15 protein-coding genes are annotated in these 17829 nt (G+C 66.9%); 7 read left to right on the top strand and 8 right to left on the bottom strand.

The window, feature by feature from the left end:
- Positions 1-95: 95 nt before the first annotated feature.
- Positions 96-1484 carry a sorbosone dehydrogenase family protein gene (locus METLW3_RS0104470; protein WP_024878779.1) on the bottom strand — a complete coding sequence of 463 codons (1389 nt, stop codon included), beginning with the start codon at positions 1482-1484 and terminating at the stop codon, positions 96-98.
- 146 nt (positions 1485-1630) lie between these two features.
- On the opposite strand from METLW3_RS0104470, the gene fae reads away from it, so the two are divergent.
- Both fae and METLW3_RS0104460 read left to right on the top strand, forming a co-directional pair.
- Positions 1631-2170, top strand: coding sequence for a formaldehyde-activating enzyme (fae, locus tag METLW3_RS0104465; RefSeq protein ID WP_024878778.1), 540 nt, complete (start codon positions 1631-1633; stop codon positions 2168-2170).
- Between the two features lie 132 nt (positions 2171-2302).
- Positions 2303-2695, top strand: coding sequence for an HU family DNA-binding protein (locus METLW3_RS0104460; RefSeq protein ID WP_024878777.1), 393 nt, complete (start codon positions 2303-2305; stop codon positions 2693-2695).
- Positions 2696-2810: 115 nt separating this feature from the next.
- On the opposite strand, the gene METLW3_RS26710 is transcribed toward METLW3_RS0104460, so the two are convergent.
- On the bottom strand, positions 2811-5132 hold the full coding sequence (locus METLW3_RS26710; protein ID WP_024878776.1) for a transporter substrate-binding protein: 2322 nt from the start codon (positions 5130-5132) through the stop codon (positions 2811-2813).
- 186 nt (positions 5133-5318) lie between these two features.
- On the opposite strand from METLW3_RS26710, the gene METLW3_RS0104450 reads away from it, so the two are divergent.
- Positions 5319-6587, top strand: a complete 1269-nt coding sequence (locus METLW3_RS0104450) for an alpha/beta hydrolase (protein ID WP_024878775.1) — start codon at positions 5319-5321, stop codon at positions 6585-6587.
- A 3-nt stretch (positions 6588-6590) separates the two neighbouring features.
- Here the strand turns inward: METLW3_RS0104450 and METLW3_RS0104445 are convergent, their stop codons facing one another.
- A complete protein-coding gene (locus METLW3_RS0104445) occupies positions 6591-7283 on the bottom strand; it encodes an SDR family oxidoreductase (protein ID WP_024878774.1) in 693 nt (230 codons plus the stop codon).
- A 150-nt stretch (positions 7284-7433) separates the two neighbouring features.
- Between METLW3_RS0104445 and METLW3_RS0104440 the strand changes: the two genes are divergently transcribed.
- Together METLW3_RS0104440 and METLW3_RS0104435 are read left to right on the top strand one after the other, a co-directional pair.
- Positions 7434-8702, top strand: a complete 1269-nt coding sequence (locus tag METLW3_RS0104440; protein WP_024878773.1) for a DUF898 family protein — start codon at positions 7434-7436, stop codon at positions 8700-8702.
- 1 nt (position 8703) lies between these two features.
- Positions 8704-9822: a M48 family metallopeptidase gene (locus METLW3_RS0104435; RefSeq protein ID WP_024878772.1), complete on the top strand. Its 1119-nt coding sequence runs from the start codon at positions 8704-8706 to the stop codon at positions 9820-9822.
- A gap of 18 nt (positions 9823-9840) precedes the next feature.
- On the opposite strand, the gene METLW3_RS0104430 is transcribed toward METLW3_RS0104435, so the two are convergent.
- Entirely contained in the window at positions 9841-11103 is a 1263-nt protein-coding gene (locus METLW3_RS0104430; RefSeq protein WP_024878771.1) for a GNAT family N-acetyltransferase, read from the bottom strand.
- A gap of 328 nt (positions 11104-11431) precedes the next feature.
- Between METLW3_RS0104430 and dxs the strand changes: the two genes are divergently transcribed.
- A complete protein-coding gene (gene dxs, locus METLW3_RS0104425; protein ID WP_024878770.1) occupies positions 11432-13363 on the top strand; it encodes a 1-deoxy-D-xylulose-5-phosphate synthase in 1932 nt (643 codons plus the stop codon).
- A gap of 218 nt (positions 13364-13581) precedes the next feature.
- On the opposite strand, the gene METLW3_RS0104420 is transcribed toward dxs, so the two are convergent.
- Positions 13582-14055, bottom strand: a complete 474-nt coding sequence (locus METLW3_RS0104420; RefSeq protein WP_024878769.1) for a hypothetical protein — start codon at positions 14053-14055, stop codon at positions 13582-13584.
- Between the two features lie 166 nt (positions 14056-14221).
- Here METLW3_RS0104420 and METLW3_RS0104415 point away from each other — a divergent pair, with 166 nt between their 5' ends.
- Positions 14222-15397 carry a lytic murein transglycosylase gene (locus tag METLW3_RS0104415; protein ID WP_024878768.1) on the top strand — a complete coding sequence of 392 codons (1176 nt, stop codon included), beginning with the start codon at positions 14222-14224 and terminating at the stop codon, positions 15395-15397.
- A 4-nt stretch (positions 15398-15401) separates the two neighbouring features.
- On the opposite strand, the gene METLW3_RS0104410 is transcribed toward METLW3_RS0104415, so the two are convergent.
- From METLW3_RS0104410 to METLW3_RS0104400, 3 genes are read right to left on the bottom strand one after another with little or no spacing between them, the layout of a single operon-like run.
- On the bottom strand, positions 15402-16034 hold the full coding sequence (locus tag METLW3_RS0104410) for an FMN-binding negative transcriptional regulator (protein WP_024878767.1): 633 nt from the start codon (positions 16032-16034) through the stop codon (positions 15402-15404).
- Between the two features lie 28 nt (positions 16035-16062).
- A complete protein-coding gene (locus METLW3_RS0104405; protein WP_024878766.1) occupies positions 16063-16305 on the bottom strand; it encodes a hypothetical protein in 243 nt (80 codons plus the stop codon).
- A gap of 38 nt (positions 16306-16343) precedes the next feature.
- Positions 16344-17669 carry a dihydroorotase gene (locus tag METLW3_RS0104400; protein ID WP_024878765.1) on the bottom strand — a complete coding sequence of 442 codons (1326 nt, stop codon included), beginning with the start codon at positions 17667-17669 and terminating at the stop codon, positions 16344-16346.
- Positions 17670-17829 lie beyond the last annotated feature (160 nt).

Here is a 17829-nt window from a genome sequence, read left to right as displayed (position 1 = left end):
CATGCCCGCGGAAGCGCGGGCGCGCGCCCAGCCCCAGCACAAGGAACGCGCCCAGCACTGACGACGCGTCGAAACGGGCGCGGCCTTCTCGGGGCTCAATTTCCCGAGGTCTGCACAGGCGCGGCCGCGCCGCTATAGGACACGCGCCAGATCGTCCCATTGCCGTCCTCGCTCACCAGCAGCGAGCCGTCGCGCGCCACGGCGACATCGACGGGGCGGCCCCAGACGCGCGTGTCGTCCACGACGAAGCCGGTGAGAAAATCCTGATACTCGCCGTTCGGGACGCCATCCTTGAAAGAGAGGCGCACGATCTTGTAGCCGGTGCGCTTGGCGCGGTTCCAGGAGCCGTGCAGAGCGACGAAAGCGTCGCCCTTATACTCCGCCGGGAACTGGCCGCCGTCGTAGAAGGCGATGCCGAGCGGGGCCGAATGCGGCTGGAACAGCACATCGGGAACGGTGATCTTGCTCGAGAGATCGGGACGCTCGCCGGCGTGGCGGGGGTCCTCATGCGCGCCGATGTAGTGCCAGGGCCAGCCGTAGAAGGCTCCCTCCTTCACGCGCGTGGCGTAATCGGGCGGCAGATCGTCGCCGAGCATGTCGCGCTCATTGACGACGCACCACAGATCGTCGGTCCCCGGCCGCAATTGCAGGCCGGAGCAATTGCGCAGCCCATTGGCGACATTGCGCCGGCTCTTACCTTCCGGGTCTATGGCGAGCACTGTCGCGCGCTCGAATTCGGCGCCGGCGCTCGCGCCCTGCCCATGCGCCGCCTCGAGCTGCGCGACCTCCTGCGCGGAAGGGCGCGGATGGCCTTCGGCGACATTGGTCTTGGAGCCGACGGAGACATAGAGCGTCTTGCCGTCGCGCGAGAAGACGAGATCGCGCGTCCAATGGCCGCCATCGGCGCCGGGCAGGGTCGCGATCGTCTCGGCGGGGCCGGAGGCGGCGAGATCGCCGTTCTTATAAGGGAAGCGCAGCACTTTCGTCGGCGTGCCGACATAGACGAAGCGCGGCTCCGGCCCCGGCGGATAGAAGGCTATCCCATAGGGACGCTCGAGTTCCGAGGCGAAGACATGGGACGAGGCCGGCGCGATTTTTCCATCCTGGAGGCGAAAGACGCGGAGCCGGCCGCCGACGCTCTCGGTGACGAAAATATCGCCATTGGGCGCATGGCGAATGACGCGCGGGCCTTGGAGGCCGGAGGCGAATATCTCCGCCGAAAAGCCCGCGAGGGTCTTGGGCGCGGCGCCGTCCGGCCGCGCGACCACCTGCGAGCGCGCGGCGGTCGGCTCGCTGGCCAGCGGCGCGGGCAAATCCTGCACGGTGATCTTGCGCCAGCTTCCCGGCGCGTCCTGTCGCCAATCGCTGAAGGCGGCGGGACCGACGAGGCGGCGCGCCGCCTCCGATTGCGCAAAGACGTGACCGGCGAAGGCGAGGCCGGCGACAGCGCCGGCGAGGAGAAGTGACGGGGCGAAACTCTTCATTGCGGCCTCTCTCGAAACAGAGCCGCAGTCTAGCGCGCGATAATCACATTTAGAAGATAGAATTAAAGGCGTCGACGCGCGCCCCTTCCTGCGGCGGACTGCCGGTGCTATTCGACCGCCTCCGACGAAAGAGAAGGAAAAACCATATGAGCGAGATCTGGCTGGCCACGGGCGAAGCGACGGTTCTGGCGGCGGACGGGCAATATACCGACGCCATGCCCGAAGTCATGATCGGCAGCGTGAAAGGCCCGGTGGGGACGGCTTTCGCCTCCATGACGGGACAGGTCGCGGGCCATCCGCGCATGTTCGTCATTCGCGATCTCAATCAGCAGGTGCGCCCCGCCACCATGATGACGACCAAGATGACGGTGCGCTCCAATGATTACGTCGAGCTGCTCGGCGGCGTCGTGCAGGCGGCGACCGGCGACGCCATCGTCGATGCGGTTTCGGAAGGAATCATTCCGAAAGATCAGGTGAATGATCTGGTCATGATCATCATGATCTGGCTCGATCCGCGTTGCGCCACCGATCCCAATCTCGATCGGCGCGATCTCTATCGCACCAATTACGAGGCGACGAAGCTGGCGATTTCCCGCGCTTTGAAGGGCGAGCCGACGATCGACGAGCTCATCGCCAACCGCAAGACGGTGACGCATTATGCGCTGGAGGGCGTGTTCGACGAGTGATTTTGCGCAGCCGGCATTGCAAAAATCGAGCATCGCGCCGATTGCGAATCACTTCTCGAAGCGTTAGCAAACGAATCCTCACATGGCGCGTCCGATGCGACGCGTCTCTTTTCGGTTCGAGGGAGATTTGCGATGGCCAAGGCGAAGAGCGAGAAGCCTGCGGCGGTGGCCAAGAAGGCCAAGAAGCCCGAAGCCGCTGCGGTTCGTCCTGTGAAGGAGAGCCTGACCAAGTCCGCTCTGATCAATCTGCTCGCCGAGCAGAACGAGCTTCCGCGCAAGACCGCCGCTGCGGTCTACGCCACGCTCGAGGAGGTGTTCCTCGGCTCCGTGCATCCGCGCGGCGTCGGCGAGTTCACCCTGCCCGGCCTGCTGAAAGTGTCGCTGCGCAAGGTTCCGGCGCGCAAGGCCGGCACTCTGGTGCGCAATCCCGCCACGGGCGAGATGGTCAAGGCCGCCGCCAAGCCGGCGAGCGTGCGCGTGAAAATCCGCGCCCTCTCCAAGCTGAAGACGGCCGCCACGCCCTGATCTTTCCTCGAGGGCTTCTTAGAGCGAGCCCGAAGGCTCGCGGTCCGAGGCTACGGCCTCGCACCGCGAGCCTTCGGGCTCGTTTCGTTTTCCGGCGGCGCGCGATCTCGCGCGGTCACGCGGCGCGCGCCTTTCCGGCGCGGTTCTTGGTGAGCCAAGGGCTCCAGGGCTGCGGCGCGATCAGCCCGTCCCCGACGAAGACCGGAGCGATGCCTCCGCGCGCGACCCGGCCGATGAAAGCCGGCTTGTGCAGATGCTGCGTCTCGGCGTCCAGCCTCAGGGAGAAGCCGCTCGGCGCGCGGAGCGCATGCAGCGGCAACGCGCGGCGCACCGCCGCGACATCGACGGAGCCCGCAGCGGCGACCGCCGCGCGCCATAGCTCGAAGCCGAGATAGCTCGCCTCCATCGCGTCATTGGTCGTGGCGTCGGGCGCGTTCTTATAGCGCCGCCATTGCTCGACGAAGCGGTGATTCTCCGGGCGGTCGATCGCCTGGAGGTAATTCCAGGCGACATAGAGCCCGTCGATATCGCAATGAGCGAGCGCCGGCAGCTCCGCCTCGCCGATCGACAGCGACAAGGTCGGCGCGAAAGCGACATCGCCAAGCGCGCCGAAAAAGCGCAGATTGGCGTCGCCGCTCACCGTCGAGACGATCGCCGCGCCGGACCGGGCGGCGAAGCGACGCGCGTCTCTGGCGATGGCGCGCCAATCCTCGAGGCCGGACGGCGCATAGATTTCGGCGATATCGGACGCATCCGCGCCATGCGCGGCGAGATAGGCGCGCAGAATGACGTTGGTGACGCGCGGATAGACGTCGTCATTGCCGATGAGCAGAAAGCGCCGCGCGCCGAGGCCTTTCAGAAAGTCCACGGCGGGGATCGCCGTCTGGCTCGGCGTGCCGCCAGAGTAGACGATATTGGGCGAACGCTCCTCGCCCTCATATTGGCTCGGATAGAAGAGCAGGCCCTTGGCCTTTTCGACCACCGGAAGCACGGCTTTGCGCGAGGCGGAGGTCCAGCAGCCGAAGATCGCCGCGACGCCGCGCTCCTCCAAGAGAAGGCGCGCCTGCTCGGCGTAGAGGGCGGGATCGGAGCGCGGATCGAGGATCACCGCCTCGAGCGGGCGTCCGAGGAGGCCGCCCTGCGCATTGCAGCGCTCGACCAGCATCGTCAGCAGCTCCTGCAGCGGCCGCTCGCTGCTCGTCATCGTGCCGGAGAGCGAATGCAATATTCCGATGCGGATCGCGCCATTGTCGAGATCGGCGAAATAGCGATCGACAGCGCAAACGAGGCTCTTCGAGCTGTCGAGCAGCGTCTCGGCGGCGGCGAGCGCCGAGCGGCCGGCGGAATGCGCCTGCGCGACGGCGCCGCCGACATCCGGCAGCGGCTCGCCAACGCCGCGGGCGACGAGGGACGCGCGCGCTCCTATGCCTTCGAGATCGGCCGCCTCCCGGCTCAGAGTGTCGGCGAGGTCGCGATTGACGCCGGCGACCGCCTCGACGCTCGTCGACACTTCGGCGATAGCGCCGACCGTCTCCTCCACCGCGAAACGTATGGAGTCGATCTGCATCTCGATTTCGGCGGCCGCGCGCGAGGTTTGATTGGCGAGCGTTTTCACCTCGCTCGCCACCACGGCGAAGCCGCGCCCGCTCTCGCCGGCGCGCGCCGCCTCTATGGTCGCATTGAGCGCGAGCAGCGAGGTCTGGCCGGCGATCGACTGGATGAGCTTGCTCACTGCGCCGATGCGGCCGGCGGCGGCGGCGAGACCGCGCACGATTTCTTCCGCGCGCGTGAGATCGGCGGCGCTGCGATCGGCCGCCCGGCGCGCCGCCGTCACCTGGAGCGAGGAGCGCGCGACGAGGCCGATGATGGCGTCCCGCGCCGCCAGCGCCAGTCCGTCGACATCTTCCGCCGCAGTGGCGGCGGCGACGGCCGCATCGGAGAGACGGCGGCGGAGCATATCGCCATTGCAGGCGGCGCAGTCGCCCGCCGCCGACCGCACGCCGGCGTCGGCGACGGTGAGCGCATCTTCCGTCGCCTCCGCGATTTGGCTCAGCCGCCGCAGGAAGAAGGCTCGGCCGGCCTCGCGAATCGACTGCTCCGCCGCGCGGCTGCGCTCGGCGACGGCGAAAGCGTCGGCGGCGATCAAAGCGCGACGCAGCTCCTCCGCGACGCCGCGGAGCCGCGCCGCCGAACGTCCGCTCGCGGGCGGAAAAGGCGCGTAGCGATCACCCGCGGCGATTTTCTCCAAGCCTGCGATCTGCGCCGAGAGGCGGCGCTCGATCGCGCTCGCCGCCGCGAAAGCGGCGAGCGCCGCCGCGGCCCAGCAAAGCAGCGGATCGCCGCCGGCCCAGCCGAGGACGAGGGGTGTGAAGCAAGCGGCGAGAGTCGCCGCGAGGAGATAGGCGCAAGGAAGTTTCCCGGCCGAGCTGTCCGCCATGGATCGCACACTTCGCTATGAGTTTGAAAATTTGCACGTAATCTCGCTACACAACGGTTACCAACACCTTTCGATGTCCGATCTTTCCCGATCGATCGTCGCCGCCGCTCCTCGAATGGGGAATGGAAGCGCGTGACTCGCCTCGGCCGGCGGTTTATTCCCGGGTGGGATCGGGAGCTTTGCCGAATGAGCCGCTTTTCGAAACGCGTTCGTCTTCCGTCGTTCGCCCTCTGCCTCGCCCTCGCGACGGGCGGCTGCGGCGGGCGCCCCCATGGCGTGCTGACCCCGCAGCCGCAAACGGCGGGGACGAGCCGCGTCGAATTGCTGGTCGCCACCACGCGCAGCGATCGCGGCGCAGAGCCGGGAGATCTCTTCACCGGCGAGCGTGGCAAAGGCCTCGCCTTCGCCGATATCGCCATCTCCATTCCGCCGGACGGCGCGCGCCAGATCGGCGAGGTGCAATGGCCCGACTCTTTGCCGGGCGACCCCTCCCGCGAATTCGTCACCCTCCGCGCCGATCTGCTCGGCCAGCAGGAGGCGGCGCGCCGCTTCGACGCGCGCATCGTCAAGACGCCCAAGCGTCAAGCTCTGGTCTTCGTCCACGGCTTCAACACACTCTTCGCCGAGGCGGTCTATCGCCTCGCGCAGATCGTCCATGATTCCGGCACGAGCGCGCTGCCGGTGCTGTTCACCTGGCCCTCGCGCGGCAAGCTGCTCGACTATGGCTATGACCATGAGAGCGCGAGCTATTCGCGCGACGCGCTGGAGCATGTGCTGCATATGCTCGCCAAGGACCCGTCCGTCGGCGAGATCTCGATACTGGCGCATTCCATGGGCAATTGGGTGACGCTGGAAGCGCTGCGCCAAATGGCGATCCGCGACCGCGGCCTCCCATCCAAGATCAAAAATGTGATGCTGGCCGCGCCCGACGTCGATTACGACGTGTTCTCGCGGCAGATCGCCGAGATCGACGAGCGTCGCGCCATATTCACGCTCTTCGTCTCGCGCGAGGATGAGGCGCTGGCCGCTTCCCGCCGCGTGTGGGGCGACAAGGTGCGGCTCGGCGGCATCGATCCCGAGCGCGAGCCGTTCAAGGACGCTCTGGAGGAGCGGCGCTTCAAGGTCGTCGATCTCTCGACAGTGAAATCCGCCGACCCGCTCGGCCATGGCACATTCGCGCAATCGCCGGAGATCGTGCGCTCCATCGGCGCGCGGCTGGCGGAGGGCCAGACGCTCGCCGACAATCAGAATGGCGTGGGCGAGCGCCTGGGCCAGGTGGCGACCGGCGCAGCCTCGACCGTGGGGACGGCGGCGAGCGTCGCGGTCTCGACGCCCTTCGCCGTCATCGATCCGCGCACCCGCGAAAATCTCGGCGATCAGCTGCAGCGTCTCGGCGAGCAGATGAGCGACACCGCCTCCGCCGGAGCCGATGTCGTCTCACGCCCGCTGCATTGACGGCTACCAAGGAACGTCGAGGCCGCGATAATCGAGGAATCGGCCCGTATCCGCTATGGTCAGCGCATCGAGCGTCCTTATGATTCCGCCCGCGCTCTCCTCTACGGAGAGATCGGCGTTCTTCCCGCCCATATCGGTGCGCACCCAGCCGGGACTGAGCGCGACGACCGTGACCTTCTCGCGCTTCAGATCATGGGCGAGACCTTGGGCGATCTTGTTCAGCGCCGCTTTGGCGGCGCGATAGGCGATGTTGGTGGAGCCCTCCATCGCCATGGAGCCGAGCCCGCTCGACATCAGCGCGATGCGCGGATTGTCGGCGCTCAGCATCAGCGGCAGAAAGGCCTGAACGAGCCGCAGCGGCCCCAGCGTGTTGATGTCGAAGAGATCGAGCGCGCCAGGAAAATCCATGTCCAATGTCGATTGCGTCTGCGGCCCATAGGCGCCGGCGTTGCAGACGAGCACATCGAGCGGCTCCGCCAGCTCGCGCGCGGCGGCGCGAATCCCCGCCTCGTCACGCTGGTCGAAGACATGAATCGAGAAGCGCGCGCGATGGCGCGCCACATCATGCTGCAGCCGCTCGCGCGCCTCCTCGCTGCGCACGGAAGCGTCGACATCGTCGCCGCGGGCGGCGAGCAGCGTCGCCAGCCCATGGCCAATGCCCCTATTGGCGCCCGAAATAAACCAATGCTCCGCCATCGGCCGCTCCTCTCCTCATCCCGACATGGGAATATCGCCGACATGCGAATATAACGCGCATCGGCCGCGATCGAAGCTTGCCGCCGCCTCATCCAGCTTATACTGTAGGGCGGTTACATAACGAAAACATTGCGAAAGGCGGATCGCGTCATGAGCGACATTTCCTTCGCGGACGATCACGTCGCCGCACGAGCTCCTTCTGAGGCGGCGCCGGTCCCGGTCCTCTTCACCGGGGACAATGGCGCGTTTCGCCGCATGGTCACGCGCGGCGCGCTGCTGGAGCTGGTGACGGCGGGCTTCTATCGCTTCTGGCTCGCCACAAATATGCGCCGCTATCTCTGGTCGAGCACAATCATCGGCGGCGATGCGCTGGAATATGTCGGCACGGCGCGCGAGCTTTTGTTCGGCTTCTTCTTCGCGCTCGCCATTCTCGCGCCCGTCTATATCGCCTATATCGTCGTCGGCTTCGAGGCGGAGCGGCAAAAGGCTTTCGCCTCGCTGCCGCTGGGCCTGTTCTTCGTAGCCTTCGGCCAGTTCGCCATCTATCGCGCGCGGCGCTATCGGCTCAACCGCAGCGGCTGGCGCGGCCTGCGTTTCGGCATGGGCGGCTCCGGCCTCGCCTATATGTTCCGCGGCATCGGCTGGGGACTGCTGATCGCGCTCACGCTCGGCCTCGCTCTGCCCTGGGCCGAGGCGGCGCTCGAGCGCTATAAGATGCGCCACACCTATTATGGCGCGCTGGAGGGCGACTTCGTCGGACGCGGCGGCGATTTCTTCAAGCGCGGCTGGTGGATCTGGACGGTCTCGCTGGCCTATCCGATTCTCCTCTACCTCCTCGCCCGCGCGTCCCAGCACGCCGGCGTGTCCGCGGGCGATGGAAGCGGCCGCACCATGGTGAACAATTCCAATGCGACGGGGCTGCTCGTCACCCTCGGCGTCATCGTCGCCTTTCTCCTGTATCCCTCGCTCTACGCCGCCTTCAAAGGCGCGCAATGGCGTTGGTGGCTCGGCGGGCTGCGCCTCGGCGGAATTCGCCTCGAGAGCAAGCTCGAGACGACAAAGCTGCTGACGAATTACTACGCTCTGTTCGCCATCGTCGTCGGCGTGACCCTCGTCGCAATCGTTCTCGCGATCGTGGCGGCCAGGATCACCGGCTTTCAGGGCGCCGTCGCCCCGGGAGCGGCGCCGCATATTCCCATTGGGACAATGACCGCCTGGATCGGCGTCTATGTCGCGACCTTTCTCGCGATCGGCGTCGCCTCGCGCATCTTTCTCACGCAGCGCGTCTGGAAGATCGTGGCGAGCTCCGTGCGCGTTCACGGCCTCGAGGCCGCCGAGGATGTCGCGACGCGCGCCAGCGTCGCGCCGAGCGCGATCGGCGAGGGTTTCGCCGATAGTCTCGACATCGTCGGCTTCTGACATGAGCGCGGAGCCGCAGCCGGAAGCCCTGGACGACGAGGCCGTCATATTCTTCGACGGCTGGAGCAGCCGCAAGCGGCGCGTCGCGCTGCGCTTCGGCGCGACGTTGGAGATCGTCCAGAATGGCGCGACGCTCGCGTCCTGGCCCTATGACGATATTCGCCGCATCGACTCGCCGATCTTCGCCCTGCGGCGCGAGACGGCGGCGGGCGAGCTGGCGCGGCTGGAATTGCACGATCCGCGCCTCCACGATGAGATCATCGCGCGCTGCCCCTTTCTCAGCGGCAAGACGCGCCCCGGCGCAAATCGCGCGATCGTCTATTGGTCGCTGGCCGCGACGACGAGCTTCGTCGCGCTGATCTGGTTCGGCATTCCATTCGCGGCCGATCGCATCGCGCCGCTCGTGCCTTATTCCTTCGAGCGGCGGATCGGCGAGGCGGCGGAGGCGCAATTGCGCAGCATCTTTTCCGCCGAGCCCTGCGGCGGCGCGAAAGGCGCCGGGGCGCTCACGCGATTGTCCGAGCGGCTGCAATCGGCCGCCGCGCTGGAGGAGCCAGCGCGCATAGAAGTGCTGCGATCCGCCATTCCCAATGCGCTCGCGTTGCCCGGCGGCAAGATCTATGTGTTCTCGGGATTGCTGACCCGCGCGGAGACGCCGGACGAGGTCGCCGGCGTCGTCGCCCATGAGATCGGCCATCTCAAACATCGCGACTCCATGCGCAAGCTCATCACCACGGGCGGAACCTCCTATCTCATCGGCCTGCTGTTCGGCGATATGACCGGCGCCGGCGCGCTGGTCTTCGCCAGCAAGGCGCTGATCGGCGCCGCCCATTCGCGCGAGGCGGAGGCGCAGGCCGACTCCTTCGCCGCCGATCTGATGGCGCGGCTCGGACGCCCGGCCAAGCCGCTCGGCAATCTGCTGACGCGCATCTCCGGCTCGGAGAATGGCGCCTTCGGCCTGCTGCACGATCATCCGCTGACCGCCGATCGCCTCGCGGCGCTCGCCGCCGCCGACAAAGGCGAGCGCGGGCCGCCGCTGCTCGACGCCGAGAATTGGGCGGCGCTGAAGGCGATCTGCAAGCAAGAGGCGAGCGAGACGAAAGACGCGATCACGCCGTGAGACACGGCGCGCAGCCGCTCACCGCTTGCGGTTCAGCACGCGGTGATAGAGCGTCTTCGCCGCCTCGCGCAGACGCCGCCGCCAGACTTCCTTGGCGTGCGCCTCGGCGAATTGCGTGACGCCGTCGGTCTTCGCCTGCACCATCAGATCGCAGACGACGAGACGATCGGGCCAGCAGCGCTCGATCATATAATGGCCAGGGATGGCGCAAGAATCGGTGATCGCCATATCGGCGCGCTCCGATTGCGTCTCCGTGATGGCGTAGACGAGCTGCACGCCGGGCGCCTGGGCGCGCAGGCTCTCGTCATAGGCGATCTTCCAGAAATAGGAGCGCGCGCCGCTCTCGATGACGACGCCCATGGCGATCGGCTTGCCGGCGAGCTCGAGGCTGTGAATGCGAATCTTGCCCTCGCGCGCCAGCAGACGGGTCGCGCTGCGCACGAAAGTGGCGAGCGAGGGATGGCCGAGCAGCGCGCCGCGCTCGGCCTTCCAGCCGCTGGCCTCGAGCGCGAGAAAATCCTCCGTTGCGCGGGGAATGTCGGCCGGCGTCGAATAGATGACGCGCTTCAGCTCGCCGGCCTCCTCCAGCCGACGGCGGCGGCGGCGCATCTCGCTCAGCGCCTTGCGCGAGGAGGTGCGCGTCCACACCTCCTCCGGATCGCCTCCGGCGAGCAGAGCGGCGCGCTCATGCCGATCGAGCACGCGCCAGTCGCGCCCGGTGGCGCGCGCGGCGCGGGTGAAGGCGGCGAAGACCGGCCCGCTCATCGGCGTCTTGGGAATGAGCACTGCGCCCGCGCCGAAGCGGCTGCCGGCGAACCAGTCGAGAATGGCGGCGGCCGCCTCCTCCGCGCATTCGCGATCGAGCAGCGGGGTCGCCAGCGCGGCCTGCTTGTGCAGCCAGCCGCGCGCCGTCGCCGCGCCGAGCGAGAAGCCGGGCGCGACGATGGGAAACAGCGCGACCAGCCGCCGCGCCCCCCCCTGCGCGCCCGCCTGCCGCCACACGGTGACGAAGACCGGACGCGATTTCGCCGGAAAATGCCGCGCCGCCGGCAGCGCGAAGCCGGGCTCCAAAAACCCGTTGGGCTCGATGGCGCGCGACACGAGCTCGGCCCAATCGCGAACATGCTCGCTCATCCGCTCGACTCCGAGCGCCTCCGTCTCCAGCGAACCGTTCGTCATGACGCCTTCGCGGCGAGCCGCGCTCTGCTCGGAGGCTCTCGAAGGGCCGGGAAGGCTGCCCAGAAACGCCGTCCTATTGATCCAAAATGGCGTGGTGGCCATGATTCGCCCCTCGTCGCTTGTCAGTTTCGCCCAGGTCCGACGCCATTGCGAGACGAATCACGTCGACTGCGCCGGACGTTTCAAGAGCGAGGCCACCGAAGCGGGTCGCCGCCGCTCCGAGCCTGTGGGAAATTTGTCACATGAGAGATAAATATTTGGGGAACAAAGGGATCGGAAGAGAGACCGTGCTGCTGCGTGGTTGCGCGCGCGCTTCCTCCCGTGCCAGAGTGACACTGCCGAGGTCCGGCATTTGCCGGATGTGGCGGACCCGCTATATGAGATCACCTGCGGTCGAGTCCCTCGGCCCGTCCAGACCAGAGTAGGCGCTTTGACGACTTCGAAGACCCCCCTTCTCGACCGGATCGAAACGCCGCAGGATCTGCGCAAGCTGCAGCCCGGCCAGCTCCGCCAGCTGGCCGACGAGCTGCGCCGCGAGACGATCGACGCGGTCTCCGTCACTGGTGGGCATTTGGGCGCCGGGCTCGGCGTCGTCGAGCTGACCGTCGCGCTGCATTACGTCTTCGATACGCCGAACGACAAGATCGTCTGGGACGTCGGCCATCAGACCTATCCGCACAAGATTCTGACCGGCCGCCGCGAGCGCATTCGCACGCTGCGCCAGGGCAAGGGGCTCGCCGGCTTCACCAAGCGCGCCGAGAGCGAATATGACGCCTTTGGCGCCGGCCATTCCTCCACCTCTATCTCGGCCGGCCTCGGCATGGCGGTGGCGCGCGATCTCTCCGGCGGCGCCAATCACGTCGTCGCGGTGATCGGCGACAGCGCCATTTCGGCGGGCATGGCCTATGAGGCGATGAACAACGCCGGCGCGCTCGACTCCCGCCTCATCGTCATTCTCAACGACAATGACATGTCGATCGCGCCGCCGACCGGCGCCATGTCGGCCTATCTCGCCCGGCTCGTTTCCGGCGGCGCCTTCCGCACCTTGCGCGAGACGGCCAAGCAGCTCGCCCGCCATCTGCCGCATTTCCTCTATGAGAAAGCGCGCAAGGCGGAGGAATTCTCCCGCAGCTTCATCACCGGCGGCGGGACGATGTTCGAGGAGCTCGGCTTCTATTACGTCGGGCCGATCGACGGACATAATCTCGAGCATCTCCTGCCTGTGCTGACCAATGTGCGCGACAAGGACGACGGCCCGGTGCTGGTTCATGTCGTTACCCAAAAGGGCAAGGGCTATGGCCCGGCCGAGGCCGCGGCGGACCGCTATCACGGCGTCAATCGTTTCGACGTGCTGACCGGCGCGCAGGACAAGCCCAAGGCCAACGCCCCCTCCTACACCAGCGTCTTCGCCAAGACCCTGGTGGCGGAGGCCGAGCGCGACGACAAGATCGTCGCCATCACCGCCGCAATGCCGGCCGGCACCGGCCTCGACCTGTTCGAGAAGGCCTTCCCGGACCGAATGTTCGACGTGGCCATCGCCGAGCAGCATGCCGTGACCTTCGCCGCCGGCCTCGCCTGCGAGGGCTATAAGCCCTTCTGCGCGCTCTATTCCACCTTCTTGCAGCGCGGCTACGACCAGCTTGTGCATGATGTCGCGATCCAGCATCTGCCGGTGCGTTTCGCAATCGACCGCGCCGGCCTCGTCGGCGCCGACGGCCCCACTCACGCGGGCGCTTTCGACATCGCCTATCTCGCCTGCCTGCCCGGCATGGTGATCATGTCGCCTTCGGACGAGGCCGAGCTGGTCCATATGGTGGCGACCTCCGCCGCCTTCGACGAAGGCCCGATCGCTTTCCGCTATCCGCGCGGCGAGGGCGTCGGCGTCGAGCTGCCCCAGCGTGGCGAAGTTCTGGAGATCGGCCGCGGCCGCGTGATCCGCGAAGGCTCGAAAGTGGCGATCCTCTCGCTCGGCACGCGGCTCGCCGATGCGCTGACGGCGGCCAAGGAGCTGACCGGCCGCGGCATTTCGACAACGGTGGCGGACGCCCGCTTCGCCAAGCCGATCGACCGCGATCTGCTGCTGCGTCTCGCCGCCAATCACGAGGTCCTCATCACGATCGAGGAAGGCTCGATCGGCGGCTTCGGCTCGCAGGCGTTCCAAGTCCTGTCGGAGCATGGCGCGCTGGACGGCGCGCGCGGGACGTTCAAATTCCGCTCGATGATCCTGCCCGATCTCTATATCGACCATGACAAGCAGGACGTGATGCTCGCCCGCGCCGGCCTCGACGCCCGCGCCATAGTGGCCAAGGCGCTGGAAGCGCTCGGCGACGAGCGCGGCGCCGCCCGCGCGCTGATCGCCTGAGCCGCCGAATCTGACGGCGCGACGGTCCTTCTCCCGTGCGCGGGCGAAGGTGGCCCTTGCGAAGCAAGGGTCGGATGAGGGTCCATCAGGACGCCTGAAATCTCGTCGCAATCAGAGTCGATGAAGTCCTCCGCGCCTTCTGGACGCACCCTCATCCGACCCGGCTTCGCCGGGCCTCCTTCTCCCACGAGTGGGAGAAGGAGATTTCCGCACTTTTTCTACTGCTTGTAGACCACGCCGTCGGGACCCTTCCAGCCGTCGCCGTCGGCATAGAAGCGATATTCCTCATCGAAGACGATCGTCTCACCGGGGGCCACATATTGCTTGCCCTTGGGATCGCTGTTGCGCGGCGCGGTCACGTAATGCTTGCTCGGCGAGCAGCCCTCGGGAAACTTGCCGGCGTCATCCGGCTTGCATTCGAGATTGGCGCCCTCGGGAAACTGCGCCGAGGCGTTGAAGAACAGCTCGAAGCCTTTCTCGCCGGTCGCATGCATCTCCAGCCGCTCGGTCATCGTCTGCTTGAAGGAGAGAATTTTTCCGGGCTTGTCGAAGCGCTGCTTCAGCAGATTATCGAAAATCTGCCGCGCATTGGCTTCGGTCGGATCGGGACAGCCGAACCAGCAGATGGCGGCGGCGTGGTCGATGGTGAGCGGCATGACGGCGAGCGTCAGCGCGAGCAATCTCGAAAGCATGGGGTTCCTCTTTTTGTCTGGTGTCGCGCCATTTTCGGGCCGGGCGCCGTCGCCGCCCGTCTCCGCGCGGGCTTGGGCCTCAAATTAGCCGATCTCCGCGCCGAAATGAACCGAAACGGACGATCGCAGCAACGAAGCAGTAACCATAGGTACCTAGCATCCGCTCATGAAGATCACGCATAAGCTCCCGGCGGTCCTCGCCCTTCTCCTTTGCGCCGCGCCGGCGCGGGCCGATTTCGCCTCCTGCCTCGCCGGCCTGCGCCATGCGGCGGCCGGCGCGGGCGTGTCGCAGCGCGTCATCGACAGCGCGACCAATGGGCTCGAGCCCAATGACGCGCCGAGCTTCATGGACAAGCAGCCCGAGTTCAAGACGCCGATCTGGGATTATATCGCAGGCCTCGTCGATGAGGAGCGCGTCGAGGAAGGCCGCGCCATGATGCAGCGCCACGCCTCCGCCCTGCATGCGGCGGAGCAGCGTTACGGCGTCGATCCGGCGACGGTCGTCGCAGTCTGGGGCGTCGAATCGGATTTCGGCAAGAATTTCGGCAAGCGCAGCGTGGTGCAATCGCTGGCGACCCTCGTCTGCGAGGCGCCGCGCCGCAACGACTATTTCAAAGGCGAATTCATCGCCGCGCTGAAGATTTTGCAGAGCGGCGACATTGCGCCGGAGGAGTTCAACGGCTCCTGGGCCGGCGCCTTCGGCCATACGCAATTCATGCCCTCCACCTTCCTCTCCACGGCGGTCGATCTCGACGGCGACGGTCGGCGCAATATCGCCAGCTCTGCGGCCGATTCGCTCGGCAGCACGGCGAATTTCCTGCGCAAGGCCGGCTGGCGGCCGGGCCTGCGCTGGGGCTTCGAGGTGAGCGTTCCCGCGGGCTATGGCGGTCCCTCCGGCCGCACGACGAGGCAGCCAATGTCGGCCTGGGCGTCGCGCGGGATCGCGCGGCTCGACAGCGGCGGGCTCGGCGATGGTCAGGCGGCGCTGCTGCTGCCGGCCGGCCGCAACGGCCCGGCCTTTCTGGTGACGCGCAACTTCGACGCTATTTATTCCTATAATGCCGCCGAATCTTACGCGCTGGCGATCGCCGTGCTGTCGGATCGGCTGCGCGGGCGCCCGGGCATTCAAGCGCCCTGGCCGACCGACGATCCGGGCCTCTCCCGCGCCGAGCGCCGCGAGATGCAGGCGCTGCTCAACCGCCAGGGCTATGCCGTGGGCGAGCCGGACGGCGTGATCGGAACCAAGACGAAGGAAGCCCTCGCCGACTTCCAGAGCCGCGCGGGACTGAAGGCGGACGGCAGGGCGGGCAAGAAGACGCTGGACGCGTTGCGGGGGCGATGAAGCCTCAGGCCTTCCGGTCCAGCGCCGCGAGCGCCTTCGCCATTCGCCCGGCGCTCTCGCCGCCCTCCGCCTCGAGCCCGGCGATCACTCCGGCGCGATCGGCGGCGTTGCGATTCTGGCTGAGCTTGCGCTTCGCCTCTATGCGCGTGATCGACAGCTCTATGCCGACGATCCCTGTCATGATCGCATCGATAAAAGCATCCGGCGCATCCTCGAGCGCCCAGGGCGCGGGCCGCGCCGATTCGTGACGCGCCGTCAAATCGCGCAGCAAAGCGCGAATCCAATTCGCATCCTCGATCGCGCGCAGGCGGCCATAGACATGGACCGCCTCGTAATTCCATGTCGGCACGACCTTTCCGGTCTCGCGCTTCGTCGCATACCAGGAAGGCGTCACATAATGGTCGAGGCCGGTGAAGATCGCCAGCGCCTCGCTGGCGGGATCGAAATCCCGCCACAGCGGATTGGCGCGCGCGACATGCGCGCGCAGCACATTGGCCTCAGCGTCGAAGAGAAACGGAATGTGATCGGCGACGATCACGCCATTCACGATCCGCGTGAGCGCGCCGAGCGGATGCGCGTCGATAAGGGCGGCGATCGTCTCGAAATGCTGCTCGTGGAAAAGATCGGGAAGATACATAGCTCGGAGCCTGCGCTCGACGCCGCAATCAGCGCGTGAATTTGATCGCGGCGAAGATGAAGCCGCCGAGCGCGAGCTGCGTGACGACCAGCCAGCGGAGAATGTCAACCTTCAAATCGGCGACGGCTTCCTTCAGGTCGCTTTTCGTCGTGAGCTGCGAGCCGTCGATTTCGCGTAATGCCTCAACCACGCCCGTCGCTTGCTCCTCGGAGAAGCCGCGTTTGCGCAATATCTGAGAAACCGCGAGAGTGTCGATGGTGAGCGCGCTCATGGCGTAAGATTAAGCGCTCGCCGCCGTCAAATCAACGCTCACAACGCCTGCTGAAACCGTATCGGCGCGCCGCGCGAGGGCGAGACCAGCTCGCCCTCCCACATCACCCGCGCGCCGCGAATGATCGCGCCCACCGGCCAGCCCGTGACCTCCACGCCGTCATAGGGCGTCCAGCCGCAGCGCGAGGCGATCCAGTCATTGCGGATGGTCTCGCGGCGCTTCAGATCGACCACGGTCAGATCGGCGTCATAGCCCACGGCGACGCGGCCTTTGCCGGCGAGGCCGAACAGCCGCGCCGGCCCGGCGCTGGTGAGGTCCACGAAGCGCTGCAAAGTCAGCCGGCCGGCGTTCACATGGTCCAGCATCGTCGGCACCAGAGTCTGCACGCCGGTCATGCCCGAAGGACTCTCCGGATAGGGCTTGGCCTTCTCCTCGAGCGTATGCGGCGCGTGGTCGGAGCCGAGCACATCGACGATCCCCTGCGTCACGCCGCGCCAAATCCCCTCGCGATGGCGCGCGTCGCGCACCGGCGGATTCATCTGCACCAGAGTGCCGAGCCGCAAATAGTCTTGCGCATCGAGGGTGAGATGATGCGGCGTCGCCTCGACGCTGGCGATATCCTTGTGGCCGGCGAGAAATTCGATCTCCTCGGCCGTCGATATATGCAGCACATGCACCAGCGCGCCCTTTTCGCGCGCGATGCGCAGCAGCCGCTCGGTGGAGCGCAGCGCGGTGATCTCGTCGCGCCAGACTGGATGCGAGGTCGGATCGCCCGGAATGCGCAGGGGCTTGCGCTCCTCCAGGCGATATTCGTCCTCGCTGTGGAAGGCAGCGCGACGGCGCGTCTTGGAGAGAATCTCGCCGACGCCGGCGTCATCGGCGACCAGCAGCGAGCCGGTGGACGAGCCCATGAAAACCTTTATCCCCGCCGCGCCGGGCAGGCGCTCGAGCTCGGGGATATCCTTCGCATTCTCATGCGTGCCGCCGACCCAGAAGGCGAAATCGCAATGCGCGCGGCCCGAGGCGCGCGCCACCTTGTCGGCAAGCTCGGCGGCGCCGGTGGTCAGCGGCTTGGTGTTGGGCATTTCGAAAACCGCCACGACTCCGCCGAGGACGGCGGCGCGCGTTCCGGTCTCCAAATCTTCCTTATGGGTGGGGCCGGGCTCGCGAAAATGCACCTGCGTGTCGATGACGCCGGGCAGGATATGAAGGCCCGCGCAATCGATCCGCTCGCCGGCCGAGGCTTGCGCAAGATCGCCGATCTCGGCGATCTTGCCGTCGCGCAGCCCGATATCGCGCGGCGCGACGCCATCCTGATTGACGAGCGTGCCGCCGGCGAGAATCATGTCGAAGGTCTTGGGCATGGCTGGCGCCTCGCTTGCAGGTGTCGCCCGGACTATGGAGTTTCGACGCGAACGGGGCGTCGCCCTCTCGAGACGATCTAGCGCAGATTGGCGCGGGCCGGAACCCGCGCTGCGCTAGCGAGAGGCGCCTGTCGGTTCGCCGACCTCATTTGGAGCACAT

This window comes from Methylosinus sp. LW3 (assembly GCF_000527115.1).
Classification (GTDB): domain Bacteria; phylum Pseudomonadota; class Alphaproteobacteria; order Rhizobiales; family Beijerinckiaceae; genus Methylosinus.
This window is presented reverse-complemented; position numbering and strand designations above follow the sequence as displayed.

What these genes read in the sequence shown, in the direction of transcription:
- METLW3_RS0104470 (WP_024878779.1), bottom strand. Translation starts at nt 1,484, where the DNA reads ATGAAGAGTTTCGCCCCGTCACTTCTCCTCGCCGGCGCTGTCGCCGGC.
- fae (WP_024878778.1), top strand. Translation starts at nt 1,631, where the DNA reads ATGAGCGAGATCTGGCTGGCCACGGGCGAAGCGACGGTTCTGGCGGCG.
- METLW3_RS0104460 (WP_024878777.1), top strand. Translation starts at nt 2,303, where the DNA reads ATGGCCAAGGCGAAGAGCGAGAAGCCTGCGGCGGTGGCCAAGAAGGCC.
- METLW3_RS26710 (WP_024878776.1), bottom strand. Translation starts at nt 5,132, where the DNA reads ATGGCGGACAGCTCGGCCGGGAAACTTCCTTGCGCCTATCTCCTCGCG.
- METLW3_RS0104450 (WP_024878775.1), top strand. Translation starts at nt 5,319, where the DNA reads ATGAGCCGCTTTTCGAAACGCGTTCGTCTTCCGTCGTTCGCCCTCTGC.
- METLW3_RS0104445 (WP_024878774.1), bottom strand. Translation starts at nt 7,283, where the DNA reads ATGGCGGAGCATTGGTTTATTTCGGGCGCCAATAGGGGCATTGGCCAT.
- METLW3_RS0104440 (WP_024878773.1), top strand. Translation starts at nt 7,434, where the DNA reads ATGAGCGACATTTCCTTCGCGGACGATCACGTCGCCGCACGAGCTCCT.
- METLW3_RS0104435 (WP_024878772.1), top strand. Translation starts at nt 8,704, where the DNA reads ATGAGCGCGGAGCCGCAGCCGGAAGCCCTGGACGACGAGGCCGTCATA.
- METLW3_RS0104430 (WP_024878771.1), bottom strand. Translation starts at nt 11,103, where the DNA reads ATGGCCACCACGCCATTTTGGATCAATAGGACGGCGTTTCTGGGCAGC.
- METLW3_RS0104420 (WP_024878769.1), bottom strand. Translation starts at nt 14,055, where the DNA reads ATGCTTTCGAGATTGCTCGCGCTGACGCTCGCCGTCATGCCGCTCACC.
- METLW3_RS0104415 (WP_024878768.1), top strand. Translation starts at nt 14,222, where the DNA reads ATGAAGATCACGCATAAGCTCCCGGCGGTCCTCGCCCTTCTCCTTTGC.
- METLW3_RS0104410 (WP_024878767.1), bottom strand. Translation starts at nt 16,034, where the DNA reads ATGTATCTTCCCGATCTTTTCCACGAGCAGCATTTCGAGACGATCGCC.
- METLW3_RS0104405 (WP_024878766.1), bottom strand. Translation starts at nt 16,305, where the DNA reads ATGAGCGCGCTCACCATCGACACTCTCGCGGTTTCTCAGATATTGCGC.
- METLW3_RS0104400 (WP_024878765.1), bottom strand. Translation starts at nt 17,669, where the DNA reads ATGCCCAAGACCTTCGACATGATTCTCGCCGGCGGCACGCTCGTCAAT.